General features: G+C 68.0%; 17 protein-coding genes and 1 pseudogene. 13 read left to right on the top strand and 5 right to left on the bottom strand.

Annotated features, from left to right (window positions below):
- Positions 1-237 precede the first annotated feature (237 nt).
- From AQ611_RS04470 to AQ611_RS04455, 4 genes are read left to right on the top strand one after another with little or no spacing between them, the layout of a single operon-like run.
- Positions 238-906: a paraquat-inducible protein A gene (locus AQ611_RS04470; RefSeq protein WP_059516017.1), complete on the top strand. Its 669-nt coding sequence runs from the start codon at positions 238-240 to the stop codon at positions 904-906.
- A complete protein-coding gene (locus tag AQ611_RS04465) occupies positions 903-1,559 on the top strand; it encodes a paraquat-inducible protein A (protein WP_059516015.1) in 657 nt (218 codons plus the stop codon). The genes AQ611_RS04470 and AQ611_RS04465 overlap by 4 nt, the downstream gene beginning before the upstream one ends.
- Entirely contained in the window at positions 1,552-3,207 is a 1,656-nt protein-coding gene (locus AQ611_RS04460) for a PqiB family protein (RefSeq protein WP_059516013.1), read from the top strand. Before AQ611_RS04465 ends, AQ611_RS04460 begins: the two co-directional genes overlap by 8 nt.
- On the top strand, positions 3,204-4,007 hold the full coding sequence (locus tag AQ611_RS04455; RefSeq protein ID WP_069233811.1) for a PqiC family protein: 804 nt from the start codon (positions 3,204-3,206) through the stop codon (positions 4,005-4,007). Before AQ611_RS04460 ends, AQ611_RS04455 begins: the two co-directional genes overlap by 4 nt.
- Positions 4,008-4,165: 158 nt before the next feature.
- Here AQ611_RS04455 and AQ611_RS04450 read toward each other — a convergent pair whose 3' ends face one another.
- Positions 4,166-4,714, bottom strand: a complete 549-nt coding sequence (locus AQ611_RS04450; protein ID WP_069233810.1) for a hypothetical protein — start codon at positions 4,712-4,714, stop codon at positions 4,166-4,168.
- Positions 4,715-5,050: 336 nt separating this feature from the next.
- Between AQ611_RS04450 and AQ611_RS04445 the strand changes: the two genes are divergently transcribed.
- The 4 genes from AQ611_RS04445 to AQ611_RS04430 all read left to right on the top strand — a co-directional run bounded on the left by AQ611_RS04445 (position 5,051) and on the right by AQ611_RS04430 (position 10,469).
- The gene (locus tag AQ611_RS04445; protein WP_069233809.1) at positions 5,051-7,177 is read left to right on the top strand and encodes a site-specific recombinase; all 2,127 of its coding nucleotides are present in this window, start codon (positions 5,051-5,053) and stop codon (positions 7,175-7,177) included.
- Positions 7,178-7,421: 244 nt separating this feature from the next.
- Positions 7,422-8,729 carry a THUMP domain-containing class I SAM-dependent RNA methyltransferase gene (locus AQ611_RS04440; protein ID WP_069233808.1) on the top strand — a complete coding sequence of 436 codons (1,308 nt, stop codon included), beginning with the start codon at positions 7,422-7,424 and terminating at the stop codon, positions 8,727-8,729.
- 539 nt (positions 8,730-9,268) lie between these two features.
- Positions 9,269-9,661: a VOC family protein gene (locus AQ611_RS04435; protein ID WP_059516003.1), complete on the top strand. Its 393-nt coding sequence runs from the start codon at positions 9,269-9,271 to the stop codon at positions 9,659-9,661.
- Between the two features lie 115 nt (positions 9,662-9,776).
- Positions 9,777-10,469, top strand: coding sequence for a helix-turn-helix transcriptional regulator (locus AQ611_RS04430; protein WP_059516001.1), 693 nt, complete (start codon positions 9,777-9,779; stop codon positions 10,467-10,469).
- 87 nt (positions 10,470-10,556) lie between these two features.
- Here AQ611_RS04430 and AQ611_RS04425 read toward each other — a convergent pair whose 3' ends face one another.
- The 3 genes from AQ611_RS04425 to AQ611_RS04415 are packed head-to-tail and all read right to left on the bottom strand — an operon-like array spanning position 10,557 to position 13,487.
- Positions 10,557-12,011, bottom strand: coding sequence for an NAD(P)(+) transhydrogenase (Re/Si-specific) subunit beta (locus AQ611_RS04425; RefSeq protein WP_059515998.1), 1,455 nt, complete (start codon positions 12,009-12,011; stop codon positions 10,557-10,559).
- Positions 12,008-12,334, bottom strand: coding sequence for an NAD(P) transhydrogenase subunit alpha part 2 (locus tag AQ611_RS04420; protein WP_059515996.1), 327 nt, complete (start codon positions 12,332-12,334; stop codon positions 12,008-12,010). Before AQ611_RS04420 ends, AQ611_RS04425 begins: the two co-directional genes overlap by 4 nt.
- A gap of 13 nt (positions 12,335-12,347) precedes the next feature.
- Positions 12,348-13,487 (bottom strand): Re/Si-specific NAD(P)(+) transhydrogenase subunit alpha, encoded by a 1,140-nt coding sequence (locus AQ611_RS04415; RefSeq protein ID WP_059515994.1) that lies wholly within the window; start codon positions 13,485-13,487, stop codon positions 12,348-12,350.
- A gap of 247 nt (positions 13,488-13,734) precedes the next feature.
- Between AQ611_RS04415 and AQ611_RS04410 the strand changes: the two genes are divergently transcribed.
- From AQ611_RS04410 to AQ611_RS04400, 3 genes and pseudogenes are all read left to right on the top strand, one after another.
- Positions 13,735-14,253, top strand: a complete 519-nt coding sequence (locus AQ611_RS04410) for an NUDIX hydrolase (RefSeq protein ID WP_069233807.1) — start codon at positions 13,735-13,737, stop codon at positions 14,251-14,253.
- Complete coding sequence (gene mnmA / locus AQ611_RS04405) at positions 14,250-15,446, top strand: tRNA 2-thiouridine(34) synthase MnmA (protein ID WP_069233806.1); 1,197 nt, start codon at positions 14,250-14,252, stop codon at positions 15,444-15,446. Before AQ611_RS04410 ends, mnmA begins: the two co-directional genes overlap by 4 nt.
- Before the next feature lie 56 nt (positions 15,447-15,502).
- Positions 15,503-17,193 (top strand): annotated as a pseudogene (locus AQ611_RS04400) (FMN-binding glutamate synthase family protein).
- A gap of 130 nt (positions 17,194-17,323) precedes the next feature.
- On the opposite strand, the gene AQ611_RS04395 reads toward AQ611_RS04400, so the two are convergent.
- Positions 17,324-17,935 (bottom strand): glutathione S-transferase family protein, encoded by a 612-nt coding sequence (locus tag AQ611_RS04395; protein WP_059515985.1) that lies wholly within the window; start codon positions 17,933-17,935, stop codon positions 17,324-17,326.
- 175 nt (positions 17,936-18,110) lie between these two features.
- On the opposite strand from AQ611_RS04395, the gene AQ611_RS04390 reads away from it, so the two are divergent.
- Positions 18,111-19,526 (top strand): aminopeptidase P N-terminal domain-containing protein, encoded by a 1,416-nt coding sequence (locus AQ611_RS04390; RefSeq protein WP_069233804.1) that lies wholly within the window; start codon positions 18,111-18,113, stop codon positions 19,524-19,526.
- A gap of 43 nt (positions 19,527-19,569) precedes the next feature.
- Positions 19,570-20,763 carry a UbiH/UbiF/VisC/COQ6 family ubiquinone biosynthesis hydroxylase gene (locus AQ611_RS04385; protein WP_069235131.1) on the top strand — a complete coding sequence of 398 codons (1,194 nt, stop codon included), beginning with the start codon at positions 19,570-19,572 and terminating at the stop codon, positions 20,761-20,763.
- The last annotated feature ends 107 nt before the right edge of the window (positions 20,764-20,870 follow it).

Below are 20,870 nucleotides of genomic sequence, written 5' to 3'. Positions count from 1 at the left end.
CGGCGCGCTCGTATCCGTGCGACGCATTCATTCCACGGCCGCCATGCTACCGTAACCGGCCGCGCTTGGCAGAAGCGCGGCCGGCGGTGCAAGACGGTTCGCGGCTCGAGCGGCCGGCCGGCGCCGTCAGCCGATTGCCGTGTACTTGACGCCGTGCAAATCGCCCTTTTGGTAATATGGGCGCGGATTCCAGCCCTGCGGGCATGCACCGGCAATACCGCGCAACCGTCCCTTTCTATGGAACGACACACTCTCATTGCCTGTCATGAGTGCGACGCACTGTTGCACAAACCACGCCTTAGCGGCAAACAAACCGCACGCTGTCCGCGCTGTGATGCACTACTCTACAGGAGCAGCTCGGCGCAAATCGATCGCCTTTGCGCCCTCACGCTCGGCGCGCTCATCACATTCCTGATCGCGCAAGGGTTTCCGATCCTCGAAATGGACGTCAACGGCATGCGCGTGCAGACGACCGTGATCGGCGCACTCGATACATTGTGGCGTCAGGGGATGGAAATCGTCGCGGTCATGGTGTTCTGCTCGACGCTGCTGTTTCCGCTGATCGAACTCGCCGCGCTTCTCTACGTGCTTTTTGCGCTGCGCGCCGGCATCGTCCCGCCCGGCTTCAACCGCGTGCTGCGGGCAATCCAGTTCGTGCGGCCGTGGGGAATGATCGAGGTGTTCATGCTCGGCATCCTCGTCACGATCGTGAAAATGGTGAGTCTGGCGCGCGTGATTCCGGACGCCGCACTGTTCGCGTTCGCCGCGCTCACGCTGATACTCGCGGTCGTCGTCATGGTCGAGCCGCATACGCTGTGGGATATCGCCGACGAGCTGAACGAACGCGGGCGCAAGCCGGGCGAGCGCCCATCGGCCGGCCCGGCCGAGGAGGCACGCTGCCGATGAGCGAGATCGTCACCGCCGCGCGTGCCGGCATGGCGAGCTGCCACGCATGCGCGCACGTGCAAAAACTGGCGCCCGTTTCGCCCGGCGCGCCGCACCCGAAAACACGTTGCGAGCGCTGCGGCGCGACACTGCACCTGCGCACGCCGGACAGCATCGCGCGCACATGGGCGTTCCTGATCGCCGCGACGATCCTCTATCTGCCGGCGAACTTGCTGCCGATCATGCACACGACATCGATCGTCGGCTCGCAGGACGACACGATCATGAGCGGCGTCGTCTATTTCTGGATATCGGGCGAGTGGCCGCTGGCCGCCATCGTTTTCATCGCCAGCATCCTCGTGCCGATGCTCAAGCTCGGCGTGCTGCTCATTCTGGTCGTCACCGCGCAGCGCCGCTCCGCGTGGCGGCCGATGCAGCGCACCAAGCTGTACCGGATCGTCGAGCGCATCGGCCGCTGGTCGATGCTCGACATCTTCGTCGTCACGCTGACCGTCGCGCTCGTGCATTTCCGCTCGCTCGCGACGATCACCGCCGGCCCCGCCGCGCTCGCGTTCGGCGCAGTCGTGATTCTGACCATGATCGCGTCGATGCAGTTCGACCCCCGACTCATTTGGGACAACGTAGAAGAAACGTCAGGGAATCCTCATGAATAGTCCGCAAGGCCCGCAGCACGACCCGAATGCGGCTCCCCCCTCCCCATCCGGCGGCGAACCGCCGAAGCTGCCCGAGCCCGTCGTCAGCCGGCGCACCGGCTGGCTGCCGTCGCTCGTCTGGCTCGTGCCGCTCGTCGCGGCGCTGATCGGCATCGGGCTCGTCGTGAAATCCGTGCTCGATCGCGGCCCCGGCATCACGATCAGCTTTCGCAGCGCCGAAGGCCTCGAACCCGGCAAGACGCAGGTGAAATACAAAGACGTCGAGATCGGCATGGTGAAGACGATCAAGCTGTCGAATGATCTGTCGCACGTGCTCGTCGACGTGCAACTGAAGAAGGAGGCCGAGCGCTTCGCCGCGAAGGATTCGCGCTTCTGGGTCGTGCGGCCGCGGGTCGGCGCGAGCGGCGTGTCGGGGCTCGGCACGCTGCTGTCGGGCGCGTATATCGGCGCCGACGCCGGCCGCTCGGACGAAACCGTGCGCTCATTTACCGGGCTCGAAACGCCGCCCGCCGTCACCGGCGACCAGAAAGGCACGCAGTATGTGCTGCGCGGCGATTCGCTCGGCTCGATCGACATCGGCTCGCCCGTCTACTACCGGCGCGTGCAGGTCGGCCAAGTGGTCGGCTTCTCGCTTGACAAGGAGGGCACGGGCGTCACGTTCAACGTGTTCGTCAACGCGCCGTATGACCAGTACGTCGGCCTGAATTCGCGCTGGTGGCAGGCAAGCGGCGTCGATCTGCAGCTCGACTCGAGCGGCTTGAAACTGAACACGCAGTCGCTCGCGACCGTGATTCTCGGCGGCCTCGCGTTCCAGGCGCCCACCGGCCAGTCGGCGGGGCCGGTCGCGCCCAAAAACACGACGTTCCGTCTCGGCGCCGACCAGGCCGACGCGATGCGCGATCCGGACGGCGAGCCCGTGCAGGTCGTGATGAGCTTCAACCAGTCGCTGCGCGGGCTGTCGATCGGCGCGCCGGTCGATTTTCGCGGTATCGTGCTCGGTCAGGTGACGAACATCGGCATCGACTTCGATCCCAAGACGAAGAATTTCATCATGCCGGTGACGATGAATCTGTACCCCGACCGGCTCGGCAGACGCTTTCGCGACGCGACGGACAGCAGAGGCGAAACGGCGCGGCGCGAGCTGCTGCAGCGCTTGGTCCAGCATGGGCTGCGCGGGCAGTTGCGAACCGGCAACCTGCTGACGAGCCAGCTCTACGTCGCGCTCGATTTCTTCCCGAAAGCCTCGCCGGTGAAGCTCAACCTGGCGCACGAGCCGGTCGAGCTGCCGACGGTGCCCAATACGCTCGACGAACTGCAACTGCAGGTCGCGGACATCGCGAAGAAGCTCGACAAGGTGCCGTTCGACCAGATCGGCAACAACCTGAACAGCGCGCTCACGAACGCGGACAAGCTGTTCAAACGGCTCGACACCGAAGTCGCGCCCGAAGCGCGCGATACGCTGTCAGCAGCCAAGCAGACGTTCACCACCGCCGAGGCGACGCTGCAGCAGGATTCGCCGCTGCAATCGGACGTGCGCGGCGCGCTGAAGGAGCTGACGCGCACGCTGCAATCGCTGAACGCGCTCGCCGACTATCTCGAACGGCATCCCGAATCGCTGCTGCAAGGCAAACCAGGAGACAAGAAATGACCGCACACACGATCCGAGCGGCCCATTTCGCACGGGCCGTGCGTGCGGTGCGCGGTGCCGCGCGCCTCTCGCTCGCGGGTGCGGCGGCGGCGCTCGCAGCCTGCTCGTCGCCGCCCGCGCGCTTCTATACGCTCGACGCGGCGGCGGCCGCTGCCACTGCCGCATCGGCACCGGCACCGGCACCGGCCGTCAGCGCGAATCCCGCATTTTTGATCCAGGTGCCCGCGATCGACGTGCCGGAACAAGTCGCGATGAATCAATTCGTCGTCCAGAAGAGTCCGTCGCAGGTGGACGTGCTCGAGCAAACGCGCTGGGTGTCGCAGCCTGCCGACGAGATACGCCGCGCGCTGTCGTCGGCGCTCACGCGGCGGCTCGATACGATTGACGTCGCGAATTCCGCTTATCCGGCCAATGTCCCCGTCTACCGGATCAGCGTGAACGTTCAACGCTTCGAATCGTGGCCGGACCGGCATGCGGCGCTGACCGCCGTCTGGAGCGTGCGCGCGCTGCCGAGCCAAATGGTCATGACGTGCCGCACCGACGTCGTCGAGCCGGTGCAGCCGGGCTACGACGCGCTCGTCGACGGCCATCGCCGTGCGATCGGCGTGCTCGCAGATCAAATCACGGCCGGTGTGCATGCGATCGCTGCCGCGCGCGCGCCAACTCAGGCTGCGGCCCCCGCAAAGCGGCCGGCAGCCGGCGGCGCGGCAGCGGCGGCAGCAGCGCCCGCCACGCCTGTCGTCCGTTGTCCGGCCAGCCCGGCGGCGCGGAACGCGCAGCCCGTCGACGGCACGTCGTAACCGGCCGCCGGCGCGCTCGAATCCAACGCGGAATCCGGTCGGCGCGCGCCGTCTGCGCGCTGCCCTCGCGCCGCGGCTTCGGCGCACTACCGCCGAAGCGCCCGGCCTGCGCCATCCTGCGACCGGCGCTCGCCGCCGGGCCGCCGGGCCGCCCAAGCTCAGGCAAGCAACTGCTCGATCGCGATTCGAACCGGATAGCCCTGCGGAAGCGTCGCGGCATACGCCAGATAATCGCCGCGGGTCAGCGGCCGGTCCGGATGCACCCAGTTGATCTGCACGACCTCGCAGGTGGCGGCGTAATGCCTCGCCAGCACCTCCAGGCTTTGCAAATCCACGTCGCCGTAGCCGGCAAACGAACCCTCCATCCGGTCCTGGATCACCCGGCTGCGTGCCGCTTCGGCAAACAGAAACAGCAGCTGCGTTTTCTGATTCAGATTGACGGCGGCCGGGTTGACGGGAAAAGCGAACGGAAACGTCCCGCAGTCGAACGCCGGCAACTGTTGCGGATAGTTGTAATCGATCGGCTGACCGTTGATCTCGCTTACCTCGAAATTGTGGTTGGAGAACCGCAACGTGATCCACGGCGGGTTCGGGGAAGGCAACGCATGCCCGTACACGTTGACGTGGTTGTGCTGCAATGCGCCGCCGGCATGAACGAAGGCCCGCATAGCTTGCAGCGTGTCCCGGTAGCCGACGATCTTATCCATGGGGGTGCTGTCCCCCGTAATGACCCAATTTGGCATGTTTCGCTCCTTTCGTGTTTAGCGAACGTTCGAGTAGGCGATCAGGTCGCCCGACGCGATCGCCCGCGTTGAAGAACGCCAGAGCGAAAGGTTCGTGAAGCACCGCATCGCGCAAATCGGCTCGCGAGCCATGCGCATACGCCATCTGCGCATCAATTGGGCGGCCATCGCACGCGACGCCCGGCCCGCCGATTGCCGTTCATGCTTAGCGGGTAATATGTCTGGTTTTTTGACGCGAAGCCCCAAGTCGCGCCGCCGGTCTGCTGGCCGGACTCGGCGTCAAGCGGCATCTATCTCTTTATGTTCGAATCCCTGACGACCCTGATCAAGAAATGGCGGGCGTCGCGAAACGCGAGTCACCAGCTCGACGCGCTCCTTGCGACCGCCGACGCCAACGCGCCGTATGCGGAGCGCGCCGAATGGCTGATCGAGTTCGCGCATTGGCTGCGGCGCAGCGGCGCGATGCCGGCCGCGGCGGCGGGGACGCCGCCCGATGGCGACGCCCCCGACGAGCGCACGCTGACCGCGCATGCGCGGCTGCGCTATGCGCTGCACGTGCTCGAGCGCAATCCCGCGTGGAAAACCAATGTCGCGCGCGTGATCCGCGGCGTGCTGCGCGACAGCGACGGCATCTCGCTGCTGTGCGATGCGGGCATGCCGGTGCATTCGGGCTTTTTCGGCGCGCTCGTCGAGCGGTTCGACTCGTCGCTGATCCCGCCCGCGCCGAACCGCCGCGAGCTGGCCGCGCTGTTCACGCTGATGTTCCCGCTCACGAGCGACGCCGCGTGGATCGACGCGCTGCCGGACGATCTGCTCGCGCGTCTGTCCGATCTGTTCGCCTTCGACGTGACGGACCAGGAGCGCCACGAGCCCGGCGCGTTCTCGCGCGACCTGCTCGCCGCGCTGCATAACCTGACGTGCCAGATCAGCTCGACCGGCCTGTCGCAGACCGTGCGCAGCCGCCTGGCGACCGACGACGCGCGTGCGCCGCTCGAAGCGCAGCCGTTCTTCCGGCTCACGCGCGCGATGCTCGCCGTCGAAACCGCGAACGCGGCGCTCGAGGAAAGCGCGGGCGGCGATCCGAGCAAGCTGCTGCACGAAGTGAACTATCTGCGTGTGCTGCTCGACGAATGCGGGCAATCGATCGAAGACGTATACGCGCACCTGTACCGCAACGGCGTGTCGGTCGACATCGTGTTCCAGGTCGAGCGCATGCGCATGCGCATCAAGCGCGCGGAGACGCTGCTGAACGCCTGGATGGCGCGCGACGATCTGCGCGGGCTCGCGCGGCTGACGGCCGAACTGGTCGATGCGAATCACAACAGCCAAAGCGTGTCGCATCTCATGCGCAGCAATTTCGCGCTGTTCGCGCGCAAGCTCGTCGAGACGAACGCCGATACCGGCGAGCACTACATCACGCGCGGCCGCGCCGACTATCTGAAGATGCTGCGCATGGCCGCGGGCGGCGGCCTCGTGACGGTCGCAACTGTCTGCATCAAGTTTTGGATCACCGGCGCGCACCTGCAATCGATGCTCGAAGGCCTGCTCGCCGGCGTCAATTACGCGGCAAGCTTCCTGCTGATGCACTTCCTGCATTTCACGCTCGCCACCAAGCAGCCGGCGATGACCGCGCCGACGATCGCGCGCGAACTGGACGGCACGTCGCACGACGCAGGCGTGAAGCAGTTCGTGTCGTCGGTGATCGCGCTGATCCGCACGCAGGCGGCCGCGATCTGCGGCAACGTGCTCGTCGTGCTGCCCGTATGTTTCGCCGTGCAGATGTTCGCGCAAACCGTGCTGCATACAAACGTGATCTCGCCGCAAAAGGCGCATGCCACGTTGCAGTCGTTCTCGCTGATCGGCCCGACACCGATCTACGCCGCGTTGACGGGCGTGCTGCTGTGGGCGTCGAGTCTCGTCGCCGGCTGGGCCGACAACTGGTTCGTGCTGCACCGCGTCGGCGACGCGCTGGCATACAACCGGCGCCTGCGGCTCACGCTCGGCATCGCGGGCGCGGCCAAGCTCGCGCACTTTTGCCGCTCGAACGTCGCGGGCGTGGTCGGCAACGTCGGCCTCGGGCTGATGCTCGGCCTCGTGCCGGCAATCGTCAGCGTGTTCGCGTTCTCGTTCGAGGTGCGCCACGTGACGCTGTCCGCCGGCTCGATCGGCGTCGCGCTCGGCGTGCTCGGCGAGCAAACGCTGCGCTCGAGCGAGCTGTGGTGGGCCGTCGCGGGCGTGCTCAGCATGGCGATCCTCAACGTCGCGGTGAGCTTCGCGCTCGCCTTCACGATGGCCGTGCGCTCGCGCAGCCTTCGGCCAACGAAGGTGCGCTCGCTCGTCGCCGCGATCGGCCGCGCGGTGCTCAAGCGGCCGATCAGCCTCGTTTGGCCACCGCGCGGGGCGGCGGGAGAAAGCGGCGCGCATTGAGCGGCAACGCTCGTCCGGAAATGTCGGGGAGCGCCGGAAAAACGCCAGGGCAGCCGTCGAGGCAGCATCGGGGCAGCCGCCGAAGCAGCCCCGGCCATGCGCCACGGCAAACGCGCCGTTTCCTGTTGTTATCCGGCGTGCGCGCCCGCGCACGCGCCCCCGCTCCCTGCCCGGCCGCCGCCCGCGCGGCCACCCCCGCGCGCCCGCGTACAATGGCGTACTTTTGCCCGCATCCGCCCGTCCTATGTCCTTGCCGACCCTATTCGATTTTTTCGCTCCTTGCCCGCGCGGGCTTGAAGCCGCGCTCGCCGGCGAACTCGCCGAGATCGCCGCGCGCCACGCCGTCGCCCCGTTCGAAACGGGCGCGCAGGTGCCGGGCGGCGTGCATTTTCGCGGCGGCTGGGCGGCCGGCATGGCGGCCAATCTGCATTCGCGGATCGCAAGCCGCGTCCTGCTGAAAATCGCCTCGCGCCCGTACCGCAACGAGCAGGACGTCTACGCGCTCGCGCTCGAACAGCCGTGGGAGCGCTGGTTCGCGGCGACGCAGACGCTGCGCGTCGACATTACCGCAATCAAGTCGCCGCTCAAGAGCCTCGAATTCGCGACGCTGCGCGTGAAAGACGCCGTCTGCGACCGTTTGCGCGACAAAACGGGCGCGCGTCCGAGCATCGATACCGCGCAGCCCGACGTGCGCGTGTTCGCGTTCCTGACGGCCGCAGACTGCACGCTGTACCTCGACACGTCCGGCGAGCCGCTCTTCAAGCGCGGCTGGCGGCTCGACAAGGGCGCCGCCCCGCTGCGCGAGAATCTCGCCGCGGGCATCCTGCGGCTGACCGGCTGGACGCCCGGCACGCCGTTGTACGATCCGATGTGCGGCAGCGGCACGTTCGTCGCGGAAGCCGCGCAGATCGCGCTCGACGTGGCCCCCGGCGTCGAACGCCGTTTCGGCTTCGAGAAGCTCAAGCAATACGACATCACCGCGTGGCAAACGCTCAAGGTCGCCGCGATGGACGCGAAGCGCGCGGCGCGCGGCAAGCGCGACGATCTCGCGATCTTCGGCAGCGACATCTCCGGCGACATGCTCGACAAAACCCGCGCAAATCTCGAGCGTGCGGGCGTGCCGCCGATGTGGCTCAAGCAGCTCGACGCGCGCCACATGGCGCCGCCCGTCGGCACACCCGGCGTGATCGTCGCAAATCCGCCGTATGGCGAGCGAATCGCCGTGCGCGGCCGCGGACCGCGCGGCGACGTGCGCGGCGCGGATCGTGCGCGCAGCGACGACGCGTTCCGCCGCACCCACACCGACGCGCCGGACAGCGAGTTCTTCCGCGCGCTCGGCGATGCGCTCAAGCAGCACTTCACCGGCTGGCGCGCGTTCCTGCTGAGTTCGGACCGCACGCTGCCGGGGCAATTGCGGTTGCGCGAATCGGCGAAAACGCCGCTGTTCAACGGCGCGCTCGAATGCCGGCTGTTCCGCTTCGATCTGATCGCGGGCAGCACGCGGCAACGCAACAACGCATCCGCGAGCGACGACGCCGATCACGACGCTTGACGGCGGCGGCAAACCGCCGGCCATGCCGCGCCCGCGACATGGCCGGCATTACCGGCGCGCGCCGCGCTTCGGACCGTTCAGAGCGGCGCGCGCGTGATTGCATCGCCCCATCGCGTTGCGATCTCATGGATCGGCAGCGCATTGCGCGCCGTACCGCCGCTTTCGTTCGCGCCGCACGATCGCGACTCGAGACTCGAGACTTGAGCCGCTTGCCAGCCCCGGTGCGAAGCCGCCGCCCGACATCGCACCACTGCGCTCACGCGTCATTCGCATTCGGCTCGATCGCGCCCGCCAGTTGCGAATAGGCCGCACCCCGAACAAGCAAACGCAAGCCGCATCCACGTGCGCGTTGGCCCGTTACAACGCCCGTTCGGCCGCCCGCCCACCGCGCTTCGCCCCGTAGCCGAACGCGCGCGCCCCACGCTGCGACGCTACTGACAACACGCTGTCAGCAGGCCTCGCGCACACTGCGAAACCGTCGCGATGCGGCCCATCTCCCGGCCGGACGTCGCCTTCACCCATGTACTCAGGAGCCTGTCATGACCACGGCAAACAGCGAACATGTGATCGCATGGTTCGACATTCCGTCGCTCGATTTCGAACGCGCGATCCGTTTCTACGAAGCGATGCTCGACACCGCGCTGCAACGCGACGTGATCGGCGGCGTGCCGACCGCGGTATTCGTGCATCCCGAAGCGGCCACGGGCGGCGCGCTCGTCTACGATCCGCAGCGGCTCAGGCCCGGCGAGCATGGCGTCGCCGTCTATCTGAACGCGAACGGACCGGTGACGGCCGCGCTCGAGCGCGCCAAGCGCGCGGGCGGTATCGTGCAGGGATCGGTGATCGAGCTGCCGAACAACTACGGCTACATCGGCTATCTGATCGACACCGAAGGCAACCGCATCGGCCTGCATTCGCGCACATGCCGTTGAGCGCGGCGACGCCCGCGCGCGCACGGCCGGGCGCCGCAAACAGACGTGCCGGCCGTCGCGCCCGGCGCTATCATCGCGACATTGCCAATCCCGCTCACTCCTCGAAAGCCCCGCGATGACGCGCCGCGCCGACCGCTTGTTCCAAATCGCCGAATTGCTGCGCGGCCGGCGTCTGACGACCGCGCAGCAACTCGCCGACTGGCTGTCGGTATCGCCGCGCACCGTGTACCGCGACGTGCGCGATCTGCAGCTGTCCGGTGTGCCGATCGAGGGCGAAGCCGGCATCGGCTATCGCCTGAACCGCGCGGCGAGCCTGCCGCCGCTGACGTTCACCGCCGAAGAGCTGGCCGCGCTCGCGGCCGGCGCGCGGATGATCGAGACCTGGGGCGGCGCGCGCTTCGCGGGCGGCGCGCGCTCGGCGCTCGCGAAAATCGCCTCGGCGATGCCCGCCGACAAGCGCGCGACGCTCGAGCGGCTCGCGGTGTTCGCCCCGTCGTTTCACATCGACCGCTCATTCTCGGAGAAAGTGGATGCGCTGCACGAGGCCGTCGACAGCCGGCGCACGGTCAGCTTCGCGTACCGCGACCGGTTCGGCGCGCAGACGGCGCGCCGCGTATGGCCGCTCGGGCTGCTGTATTGGGGCGGGCGCTGGACGATCGGCGCGTGGTGCGAGATGCGCGGGGATTTCCGCACGTTCGATATCGCCCGGATGAGCGAGGTTGCGGTGTGCGAACCGTTTCCCGATCAGGAAGGCCGGCGGCTCGCCGATTATCTGCGCAACGCGAATGCGCCGATGCATCAGCGCTAGGCTCCGTCCACGCCCGTAACGGGCCCGGCTGAGCGGCCGCGCGAGGCGGCCGCTCGGCAAGCGCGCCGCCCCGCGCGTCGCGCGCGCTCACTCGACCGCCTTCACCATGTCCTCGATGACCTTCTTCGCATCGCCGAAGACCATCATCGTCTTGTCCATGTAGAACAGCTCGTTGTCGAGCCCCGCGTAGCCCGCCGCCATCGACCGCTTGTTGACGATCACCGTGCGCGCCTTGTACGCCTCGATGATCGGCATGCCCGCGATCGGCGATTTCGGATCGTTCTTCGCCGCCGGGTTGACGACGTCGTTCGCGCCGAGCACCAGCACCACGTCGACCTGGCCGAACTCGCCGTTGATGTCCTCCATCTCGTGCACGATCTCGTATGGCACTTCCGCTTCCGCGAGCAGCACGTTCATATGCCCCGGCATCCGCCCGGCGACCGGGTGAATCGCATACTTCACGTCGATGCCCTTGTCGGCCAGCTTATCGGTCAACTCCTTGAGCGCATGCTGCGCACGCGCCACCGCAAGACCGTAGCCCGGCACGATCACCACCGTCTCCGCGTTGCCGAGCATGAATGCGGCGTCGTCGGCCGAGCCCGATTTCACCGGCCGCTGCTCCTTCGCGCCGCCCGGCGCGGCCGCGCCCGCGTCGCCTCCGAAGCCGCCCAGGATCACGTTGAAGAACGAGCGGTTCATCGCGTGGCACATGATGTACGACAGAATCGCGCCCGACGAGCCGACGAGCGACCCGGCGATGATCAGCATCGCGTTGTTCAGCGAGAAGCCGATGCCCGCCGCCGCCCAGCCCGAGTACGAGTTCAGCATCGATACGACGACCGGCATATCCGCGCCGCCGATCGGGATGATGATCAGCACGCCGAGCACGAACGCGATCGCCGTCATCACGATGAACGGCAGCCACGCCTGGGTCAGGAAGAACAGCACGCCGAAGCCGAGCATCGCGAGCGCGAGCATCAGGTTGATCAGATGCTGGCCGGGGTAGACCACGGGCGCGCCCTGGAACAGCCGGAACTTGTATTTGCCCGACAGCTTGCCGAACGCGATCACCGAGCCGGAGAACGTGATCGCGCCGACGAACGTGCCGATGAACAGCTCGATGCGGTTGCCGTATGGAATGAAGTTCGGCGATGCCGCATCCTGCGGCACCAGGCCGAACGCCGCCGGCTCGGCCACCACCGCATACGCGATGCACACCGCGGCCAGACCGATCAGCGAATGCATCGCGGCGACGAGTTCCGGCATCTTGGTCATCTCGACCCGCGCGGCCACCACCGCGCCGACCGCGCCGCCGACGACGAGCGCGCCGAGCACGAGCGCAAGCCCGAGCGGCAGATTCGCGCCGAGCCATGCGGCCTGCTTGACGATCAGCGCGACGGTCGTGAGAATCGCGATCGTCATGCCGACCATTCCGAATAGATTGCCTCGTCTAGCGCTCTTCGGATTCGACAGACCTTTGAGCGCCTGGATGAAACACACCGACGCGACCAGATACAGCAGCGTGACGACGTTCATGCTCATCGCGCGCCCTCCTTCGCGTTGCCGCCGGCTTTCGGCTCCTTCTTCCTGAACATCTCGAGCATGCGGCGCGTGACGAGAAAGCCGCCGAACACGTTGACGGCCGCGAGCGCGACGGCGAGCGTGCCGAAGAACTTGCCGACGCCGCCCACCGTGAGCGCGGCGGCGAGCATCGCGCCGACGATCACGATTGCCGAGATCGCGTTGGTCACCGCCATCAGCGGCGTGTGCAGCGCGGGCGTCACGTTCCAGACCACGTGATAGCCGACATACACCGCGAGCACGAAGATGATCACGTTAATGACCGTGTGATTGATGAGTTCCATCGCCGCCTCCCCGTTATTTGCGCGTGACTTCGCCGTCGCGGCACAAAAGCGTCGCGGCGACGATGTCATCCGAAAGATCGATGTTGAGCGCGCCTTCCTTCGTGACGATCAGCTTCAGGAAGTCGAACAGATTGCGCGCGTAGAGCGACGACGCGTCGGCGGGCACCATCGCGGCCAGATTCGTGTAACCGGCGATCGTCACGCCCTGGTGGACGATCACCTGATCGGCCACGCTCAGCGGGCAGTTGCCGCCTTTGCGGCCGTCGATCTCGGGCCCGCGGCCCGCCGCGAGATCGACGAGCACCGAGCCGGGCTTCATCGACTGGACGGTCTGCGCGGAGATCAGCGTCGGCGCGGGGCGCCCCGGAATCAGCGCGGTGGTGATGACGATGTCGGCCTGCTTCGCGCGCTCGTGCACGAGCGCCGCCTGGCGCTCGAGCCACGATGCCGGCATCGGCCGCGCATAGCCGCCCACGCCATCGGCCGCGTCGCGCTCCTCCTGCGTTTCATACGGAACGTCGAGAAACTTCGCGCCGAGCGATTCGATCTGCTCCTTCACCGCCGGGCGCACGTCGGACGCCTCGATCACCGCGCCCAGACGCTTGGCGGTCGCGATCGCCTGCAAGCCCGCGACGCCCGCGCCGAGCACCAGCACGCGCGCGGCCTTCACGGTGCCGGCGGCCGTCATCAGCATCGGCAGAAAGCGCGGATACAGCGACGCGGCGACCAGCACCGCCTTGTAGCCGGCGATATTGGCCTGCGACGACAGCACGTCGAGGCTCTGCGCGCGCGTGGTGCGCGGCGCGGCCTCCAGCGCGAAACCGGTGACGCCCGCCGCCGCGAGCCGCGCCGCCTGCTCGGCGTTGAACGGCTCGAGCATCCCGACGAGCGTCGCGCCGCGTTTCAGATGCGCGGTCTCGGCCTCGGTCGGCGCCTGGACCTTCAGCACGAGATCCGCGCCGAGCGCGGCGGGCGCATCGGCAAGCTCCGCGCCGGCCGCCGCATACGCGTCGTCCGGAAAGCTCGCGCCCGCGCCGGCGCCGCGTTCGAGCGTCACGCGATGGCCGCCCGCCACGTATTTCTTGACCGTCTCCGGCGTCGCCGCCACGCGCGCCTCGTTCGCCCGCGTCTCGGCAGGCACTCCGATATGCATCGTCGATCCCTCCTCTGCATGATTTTTGCTGCTGGACTGCGGGCGAGCCGGACGACTGGACATACCGGCTCGAAGGCAACGGCTGTTTCAGGCGCCACTTTAACCGAAAGCGGCTGCGATTCCGCAACGGGGCGGGTTCGCAGCGGCCCGACCGGCGCGGCCCGGCAACGCAGGGGCTTGCGCCGGGGTCGGAACCGCGCTATGGGGTTACGGCAGCCCACGCGCGCAACCGGTAAAATGCGGGACCATGAAACCCGAAATCTGGACTCCGCACGTGACGGTCGCCGCGATCGTCGAGCGCGACGGGCGCTTTCTCGTCATCGAAGAGCACACGTCATCGGGCCTGCGAATCAATCAGCCCGCAGGCCATCTCGAAGCCGGCGAAACACTCGTCGACGCGGTGATTCGTGAAACGCTCGAGGAAACCGCGCGTCCGTTCGAGCCCGACGCGCTCGTTGGCATCTATCTCGCGCACTACGAGCGCCCGGCGCGCGCCGGCGCGACCTATCTGCGCTTTGCGTTCTGCGGCCGCGCGGGCGACGCGCTCGCGGGCCGCGCGCTCGACGACGGCATCGTCCGCACGCTGTGGATGACGGCCGACGAGTTGCGCGCCTGCGCGCAGCACCACCGCTCGCCCACCGTGATGCGCAGCGTCGACGACTACCTCGCCGGGCGCCGCGTGCCGCTCGATTTCGTGCACACGCACTCGGTCGCGCCCTACCGCACGGGCAGCACGGCCGACGTCCGGCAGGCGGTGGACAAATGAGCAAGCGCCGGGTGGTGGTGGGCATGTCGGGCGGCGTCGATTCGTCGGTGACCGCATGGCTCTTGAAGGAACAGGGCTACGACGTCGTCGGCCTCTTCATGAAGAACTGGGAGGACGACGACGACGGCGAATACTGCTCGACGCGGCAGGACTGGATCGACGTCGTATCGGTGGCGGATCTGATCGGCATCGACGTCGAGGCGGTCAATTTCGCGGCCGAATACAAGGACCGGGTATTCGCCGAATTCCTGCGCGAGTACTCGGCGGGCCGCACGCCGAATCCGGACGTGCTCTGCAACGCCGAGATCAAGTTCAAGGCGTTCCTCGATCATGCGATGTCGCTCGGCGCGCAGACGATCGCGACCGGCCACTACGCGCGCGTGCGCGAACGCGACGGCCGCTTCGAGCTGCTCAAGGCGTTCGATCACACGAAAGACCAGTCGTACTTCCTGCATCGGCTGAATCAGGCGCAATTGTCGAAGACGCTCTTCCCGCTCGGCGAGATTCCGAAAACGCGGGTGCGCGAGATCGCCGAGCGCATCGGGCTGCCGAATGCGAAGAAAAAAGATTCGACCGGCATCTGCTTCATCGGCGAGCGGCCGTTCCGCGACTTCCTGAACCGCTATCTGCCGACGCAGCCCGGCCCGATGAAGACGCCCGACGGCAAGACGGTCGGCGAGCACATCGGCCTCGCGTTCTACACGTTCGGGCAGCGCAAGGGCATTGGCCTGGGCGGCAGCAAGGACGGCAGCGGCGAGCCGTGGTTCGTCGCGGCGAAGGACATCGCGTCGAACACGCTGTACGTCGTCCAAGGCCATGACCATCCGTGGCTGCTGTCGCGCGAACTCGTCGCCGGCAACGTCAGCTGGATCGCGGGCGAGCCGCCCGCCGACGGCGTGCGGTGCGGCGCGAAAACCCGCTACCGGCAGGCCGACGCGCCATGCGCGTTCGGCCGCGCCCCGGCCGGCGCGCCGAGCGGCGAGCGCTTCTCGCTCACGTTCGACACGCCGCAGTGGGCGGTCACGCCCGGCCAGTCGGCGGTGCTGTACGACGGCGACGTATGCATCGGCGGCGGCATCATCGAATCGGCGGCCGGCGGCCCGGCCAGCCGCACCGCTTGCGCCGCGCCCACTTCCGCGTTGAGCGCCGCGCAGCCGGCAAGCGGCGCGGCCACGCTCGCCAGCGCGCGCTGAGCGGCGAACGGTTTAGACTGGCGGCACGCGCACGGCGCCGCGTCGAGCGGCGCGCCGTGGCGGCTGCCGCACCGCCCGGCCCTGCCGGGCATCGCGGCGTCTCAAAAAACGATGATTGGGAGTCCCCATGTTTTCTCGACGCTATCTGGCGATGTGGTGCGCCGCCGTTCTGCTCGCCGCGCTCGCGCTGCTTGCCGCGCGGCATGCGATTTCGTGGCTGTGGATCGTGCCTGTCGCCGCCGCCGTCGCGCTCGGCCTGTACGACCTGAAGCAGGACCGGCACGCGATCCTGCGCAACTATCCGATCTGGGGCCACCTGCGCTTTCTGTTCGAGTTCATCCGCCCGGAAATCCGCCAATACTTCGTCGAGGACGATACCGACGAAAAGCCGTTCTCGCGCGCGCAGCGCAGCCTCGTCTACCAGCGCGCGAAAAACGTCGCCGACAACCGGCCATACGGCACCGAGCTGGACGTGAAAGCTGTCGCGCATCAATGGATCAGCCACTCGCTCGCGCCGACGAAGCTCGACGGACATGATTTCCGGATTCGCGTCGGCGCATCGCGCAAGCAGCCTTACGACATCTCGATCTTCAATATCTCGGCGATGAGCTTCGGCGCGCTGTCGGCAAACGCGATCCGCGCGCTGAACCTCGGCGCGAAGCTGGGCGGCTTCGCGCACGACACCGGCGAAGGCTCGATGTCGAAGTACCACCGCGAGAACGGCGGCGACATCATCTGGGAAATCGGCTCCGGCTACTTCGGCTGCCGCCGCGCCGACGGTACGTTCGATCCGGACAAGTTCGAGAAGCAGTCGCGCGAGCCGCAGGTGAAGATGATCGAGGTGAAGCTCTCGCAGGGCGCCAAGCCCGGCCACGGCGGCGTGCTGCCGGCCGCGAAGATCACGCCCGAGATCGCCGAGACGCGCGGCGTGCCGATGGGCAAGGATTGCGTGTCGCCCGCCGCGCATTCGGCGTTCTCGACGCCGCGCGGGCTGCTCGAATTCGTCGACCGGCTGCGCGAGCTGTCGGGCGGCAAGCCGACCGGCTTCAAGCTGTGCGTCGGCCATCCGTGGGAATTTTTCGGCATCGCGAAGGCCATGCTCGAAACGGGCATCGTGCCGGACTTCATCGTCGTCGACGGCGCGGAAGGCGGCACGGGCGCCGCCCCGCTCGAATTCACCGATCACGTCGGCGTGCCGCTGCAGGAAGGGCTCCTGCTCGTTCACAACACGCTCGTCGGAATCGGGCTGCGCGAGCGCGTGAAGCTCGGCGCGAGCGGCAAGATCATCACCGCGTTCGATATCGCGCGCACGCTCGCGATCGGCGCGGACTGGGTGAACTCGGCACGCGGCTTCATGTTCGCGGTCGGCTGCATCCAGGCGCAGCACTGCCATACCGACCGCTGCCCGACCGGCGTCGCCACGCAAGACCCGGTGCGTCAACGCGCGCTCGTCGTACCCGACAAGGCCGAACGCGTGCACAACTTCCATCGCAATACGCTGCATGCGCTGCAGGAATTGATCCAGGCGGCGGGGCTGCGCCATCCGAGCGAGCTGCGCGCGCACCACATCGTTCAGCGCATCGCGCCGCACGAGGTGCGGCTGATGTCGCAACTGCTCAAATATCTGCCGCCGGGCGCGCTGCTCAGCAGCAGCCCGTGCGGGCTGTCGCTGTACGACACGTGGTGGCCCGCCGCGCGCAGCGATTCGTTCACGCCCGGCGAAATCGTCTACGCGCAACTCGGCTGAGCCTGCCCGCGTCCCAAACGACAACGCCTCGCGGCAAGTGCCGCGAGGCGTTGTCGTTGGCCGCTTGCCGGCCGCTGCCTATCGGTCTATCGGTCTATCGGTCTATCGGCCTATCGGCCGCGCGCCGCCGTCACTGCGGCACGGTATCGACGAACGACGGGCGCTGCGACAGCTTCGCGTAATGCTTGTCGAGATGCGGATGGCGCTCGCGCCAATTGATTTCCGGCATCCGGAAGTCGAGATAACCGAGCGTGCAGCCGAGCGCGATGTCGGCGAGCGTGTAGTGATTGCCGACGCACCACGGCTTGCCGCCGAGCCCCTGCGACATCGCGACGAGGCCGTCGTCGATCTTGCGCTGCTGACGCGCGATCCACGCGTCGTTCCGCTGCTGCGGCTCGCGCTGCGTGTGCTCCACGCGAATCGCCACCGCCGCGTCGAGCACGCCGTCGCCAAGCGCCTCCCAGCACCGCACCTCGATGCGCTCGCGCCCGGACGGCGGAATCAGCTTGCCCACCGGCGACAGCGTATCGACGTATTCGCAAATCACGCGCGAATCGAACACCGCGGCGCCGTCTTCCATCACCAGGCAGGGCACCTTGCCGAGCGGGTTCGACGCGTGGATGTGGGTGTCTGGCGCCCAAACGTTCTCGAGTTCCAGTTTGTAGTCGATCTTCTTTTCAGCGAGCACGATTCGCGCCTTGCGGGTGAATGGGCTGCTGAGCGAGCCGATTAATTTCATCATTGCCTTCTGTCGGGTTCTATCGAGAATACCGCCCGAGAGTATACGTTGCCGCCGATCATAACCGGGGGGCGTTGACTGATTGACAATCGGCTGCCCGGCCTGTGGATGGTTTGCAACAATTTCCGCCGCCCATTGCGCTCGCGCGCATGCGCCGCGACGGCGCTACAATCGCGTGATGAACCAGCCGACCGAACCCGCCATCGCCCTCGACGTCTACCGCCAGCGCCGCGACCGCGTGCTGGCCGCGCTGCGCGCGCAAGGCGGCGGCGTCGCGATCATCTGCACCGCGCCGGAAGTGATGCGCAACCGCGACAGCGCTTATCCGTACCGGCACGACAGCTACTTCTACTACCTGAGCGGCTTTGCCGAGCCCGATGCGCTCGTCGTGCTCGACGCATCGTCCGAGGCAAGCGCGCCGCGCACGATTCTGTTCTGCCGCGCGAAAAATCCCGAGCGCGAGATCTGGGAAGGCTTCCATTTCGGCCCCGACGCCGCGCGCGACGCCTTCGGCTTCGACGCCGCGTTCGCCTACGACGCGCTCGATGCCGAGATGCCGCGCATCATTGCCGACGCGCCCGCGCTCTTCTATCTGTTCGGCGCATCCGCCGAACTCGAGCGCCGCATCGCCGGCTGGCTCGACGCGGTGCGCGCGCGCGAACGCACGGGCGTCGCACCGCCGCGCGCGGCGTTCGATCTGACGCCGCTCGTTGACGACATGCGGCTCGTCAAGGACGCGCACGAGCAAACCATCATGCGCCGCGCCGCCGACATTTCCGCGCTCGCGCACCGCCGCGCGATCGCCGCATGCCGCCCCGGCGTGCGCGAATACGAGCTGGAAGCCGAGCTGCTGTACACGTTCCGCCGCCACGGCGCGCAATCGCCGGCTTACGGCTCGATCGTCGCCGCCGGCGCGAACGCCTGCGTGCTTCATTACCCGGCCGGCGACGCGGTCGTTCAAGACGGCGATCTGGTCCTGATCGACGCGGCGTGCGAACTCGACGGCTACGCGTCCGACATCACCCGCACGTTTCCGGCGAACGGCCGCTTCTCGGGCCCTCAGCGCGAGCTGTACGACATCGTGCTCGCCGCGCAGGAGGCTGCGATCGCGGCCACGCGCGCCGGCGCGGCATTCGACGATCCGCACGACGCCGCGGTGCGCGTACTCGCGCAAGGCATGCTCGACACCGGCCTCGTGCCGAAAGCGCGCTTCCCGAGCGTCGACGACGTGATCGCCGAGCGCGCGTACACGCGCTTTTACATGCACCGCACCGGCCACTGGCTCGGCATGGACGTGCACGATTGCGGCGACTATCGCGAGCGCCATGCACCGCGCGGCGAAGACGGCGCACGGCCGTCGCGCGTGCTGCAACCGGGCATGGCGCTCACGATCGAGCCGGGCCTCTACGTGCGCCCCGCCGACGACGTGCCGCCGGCGTACTGGAACATCGGCATCCGGATCGAGGACGACGCCTTCGTCACGCCCGGCGGCTGCGAGCTGATCACGCGCGGCGTGCCGGTGGCCGCGGGCGAGATCGAGGCGCTGATGCGCGATGCGCGCGCCGCCGCGCCGTCACCGCCGCAGCAGCCGTGACGCTCGCGCCTCGCCTTCCCGCCAGAACGAACCACCCCTCACGATGACGACCGCCGCCTCCTCACCTGCGTTCGATTTCGATATCGCGATCGTCGGCGCGGGCCCGGTCGGGCTCGCGCTTGCCGGTTGGCTCACGCGCCGCAGCGCCACGCGCGCGCTGTCGATCGCGTTGATCGACGCGCGCGCGCCGCAAGCGAGCGCAAACGATCCGCGCGCGATCGCCGTATCGCAAGGCAGCCGGATTCTGCTCGACACGCTCGGCTGGCCCGCCGACGCGACGCCGATCGAGCATATCCACGTGTCGCAGCGCGGCCGCTTCGGGCGCACGCTGATCGACCGGGACGAGCACGACCTCGCCGCACTCGGCTATGTCGCGCGCTACGGCTCGATCGTCGAGGCGCTCGCACGCGCGGTGCGCGGCGCGCCGGTGCACTGGTTCATGTCGGCTTGCGCGCAAACGCCCGCGCAGGACGCCGACGGCGTGAGCGTGACGATCGAGACGCCGGATGGCACGCGCACGCTGCGCACGCGCGTGCTCGTCAATGCCGAAGGCGGGCTTTTCGGCGACCGCGAACGCAAGCTCGCCGAGCGCACGCGGCGCCGAGACTACGGACAAACCGCGCTCGTCGGCACCGTCTCGGTATCGGCGCCGCGCCCGCGCGTCGCATGGGAGCGCTTCACCGCCGAAGGCCCGCTCGCGCTACTGCCGCTGGGCGGCCCGCGCCAGGCGGACTATGCGCTCGTCTGGTGCTGCGCGCCCGACGCCGCGCAGCGGCGCGGCGCGTTGCCCGACGACGCGTTTCTACGCGAACTCGGCGCCGCGTTCGGCGAGCGAATGGGCCGCTTCACGCATATCGCGGGACGCGCGTCGTTTCCGCTCGGACTCGCCGCGGCCGGCACGCTCGTCGACGGCCGTATCGCAATCGTCGGCAACGCCGCGCAAACGCTGCACCCGGTCGCGGGCCAGGGGTTGAATCTCGGCTTGCGCGATGCGCACACCCTCGTCGAGGCGCTGTCCGAACATGGCGCAACGCCGCTTGCGCTCGCGGCGTTCAACGCGCGCCGCGCACTCGACCGGCGCCTCACGATCGGCGCAACGGATACGCTCGCGCGCCTCTTCACGATCGATTCGACGCCGCTCGCGCTGCTGCGCGGCGCGGCGCTCACCGCGCTCGAATGCGTGCCGCCGCTCAAGACGGCCATCGCACGGCAGATGATGTTCGGACAGCGGCGCTAAAGCGTGCCGCGCCGGTCGAATCGTCGGCCGGCCATTTTCCGTTTTCCCAAAAACTCACGGGCCCGATCCGGTGAAAGCCGCCCGGCATGCGCGGGCGGTGCGTGGCG

This window comes from Burkholderia singularis (assembly GCF_001718875.1).
In the GTDB taxonomy this organism is placed as follows: Bacteria; Pseudomonadota; Gammaproteobacteria; order Burkholderiales; family Burkholderiaceae; genus Burkholderia; species Burkholderia singularis.
Note: the sequence above shows the minus strand (reverse complement) of the source record. Positions and strands in the feature narration are given on the sequence as shown.

What these genes read in the sequence shown, in the direction of transcription:
- AQ611_RS04470 (WP_059516017.1), top strand. Translation starts at nt 238, where the DNA reads ATGGAACGACACACTCTCATTGCCTGTCATGAGTGCGACGCACTGTTG.
- AQ611_RS04435 (WP_059516003.1), top strand. Translation starts at nt 9,269, where the DNA reads ATGACCACGGCAAACAGCGAACATGTGATCGCATGGTTCGACATTCCG.
- AQ611_RS04455 (WP_069233811.1), top strand. Translation starts at nt 3,204, where the DNA reads ATGACCGCACACACGATCCGAGCGGCCCATTTCGCACGGGCCGTGCGT.
- AQ611_RS04440 (WP_069233808.1), top strand. Translation starts at nt 7,422, where the DNA reads ATGTCCTTGCCGACCCTATTCGATTTTTTCGCTCCTTGCCCGCGCGGG.
- AQ611_RS04425 (WP_059515998.1), bottom strand. Translation starts at nt 12,011, where the DNA reads ATGAGCATGAACGTCGTCACGCTGCTGTATCTGGTCGCGTCGGTGTGT.
- AQ611_RS04460 (WP_059516013.1), top strand. Translation starts at nt 1,552, where the DNA reads ATGAATAGTCCGCAAGGCCCGCAGCACGACCCGAATGCGGCTCCCCCC.
- AQ611_RS04430 (WP_059516001.1), top strand. Translation starts at nt 9,777, where the DNA reads ATGACGCGCCGCGCCGACCGCTTGTTCCAAATCGCCGAATTGCTGCGC.
- AQ611_RS04410 (WP_069233807.1), top strand. Translation starts at nt 13,735, where the DNA reads ATGAAACCCGAAATCTGGACTCCGCACGTGACGGTCGCCGCGATCGTC.
- mnmA (WP_069233806.1), top strand. Translation starts at nt 14,250, where the DNA reads ATGAGCAAGCGCCGGGTGGTGGTGGGCATGTCGGGCGGCGTCGATTCG.
- AQ611_RS04395 (WP_059515985.1), bottom strand. Translation starts at nt 17,935, where the DNA reads ATGATGAAATTAATCGGCTCGCTCAGCAGCCCATTCACCCGCAAGGCG.
- AQ611_RS04390 (WP_069233804.1), top strand. Translation starts at nt 18,111, where the DNA reads ATGAACCAGCCGACCGAACCCGCCATCGCCCTCGACGTCTACCGCCAG.
- AQ611_RS04420 (WP_059515996.1), bottom strand. Translation starts at nt 12,334, where the DNA reads ATGGAACTCATCAATCACACGGTCATTAACGTGATCATCTTCGTGCTC.
- AQ611_RS04465 (WP_059516015.1), top strand. Translation starts at nt 903, where the DNA reads ATGAGCGAGATCGTCACCGCCGCGCGTGCCGGCATGGCGAGCTGCCAC.
- AQ611_RS04385 (WP_069235131.1), top strand. Translation starts at nt 19,570, where the DNA reads ATGACGACCGCCGCCTCCTCACCTGCGTTCGATTTCGATATCGCGATC.
- AQ611_RS04415 (WP_059515994.1), bottom strand. Translation starts at nt 13,487, where the DNA reads ATGCATATCGGAGTGCCTGCCGAGACGCGGGCGAACGAGGCGCGCGTG.
- AQ611_RS04445 (WP_069233809.1), top strand. Translation starts at nt 5,051, where the DNA reads ATGTTCGAATCCCTGACGACCCTGATCAAGAAATGGCGGGCGTCGCGA.
- AQ611_RS04450 (WP_069233810.1), bottom strand. Translation starts at nt 4,714, where the DNA reads ATGGATAAGATCGTCGGCTACCGGGACACGCTGCAAGCTATGCGGGCC.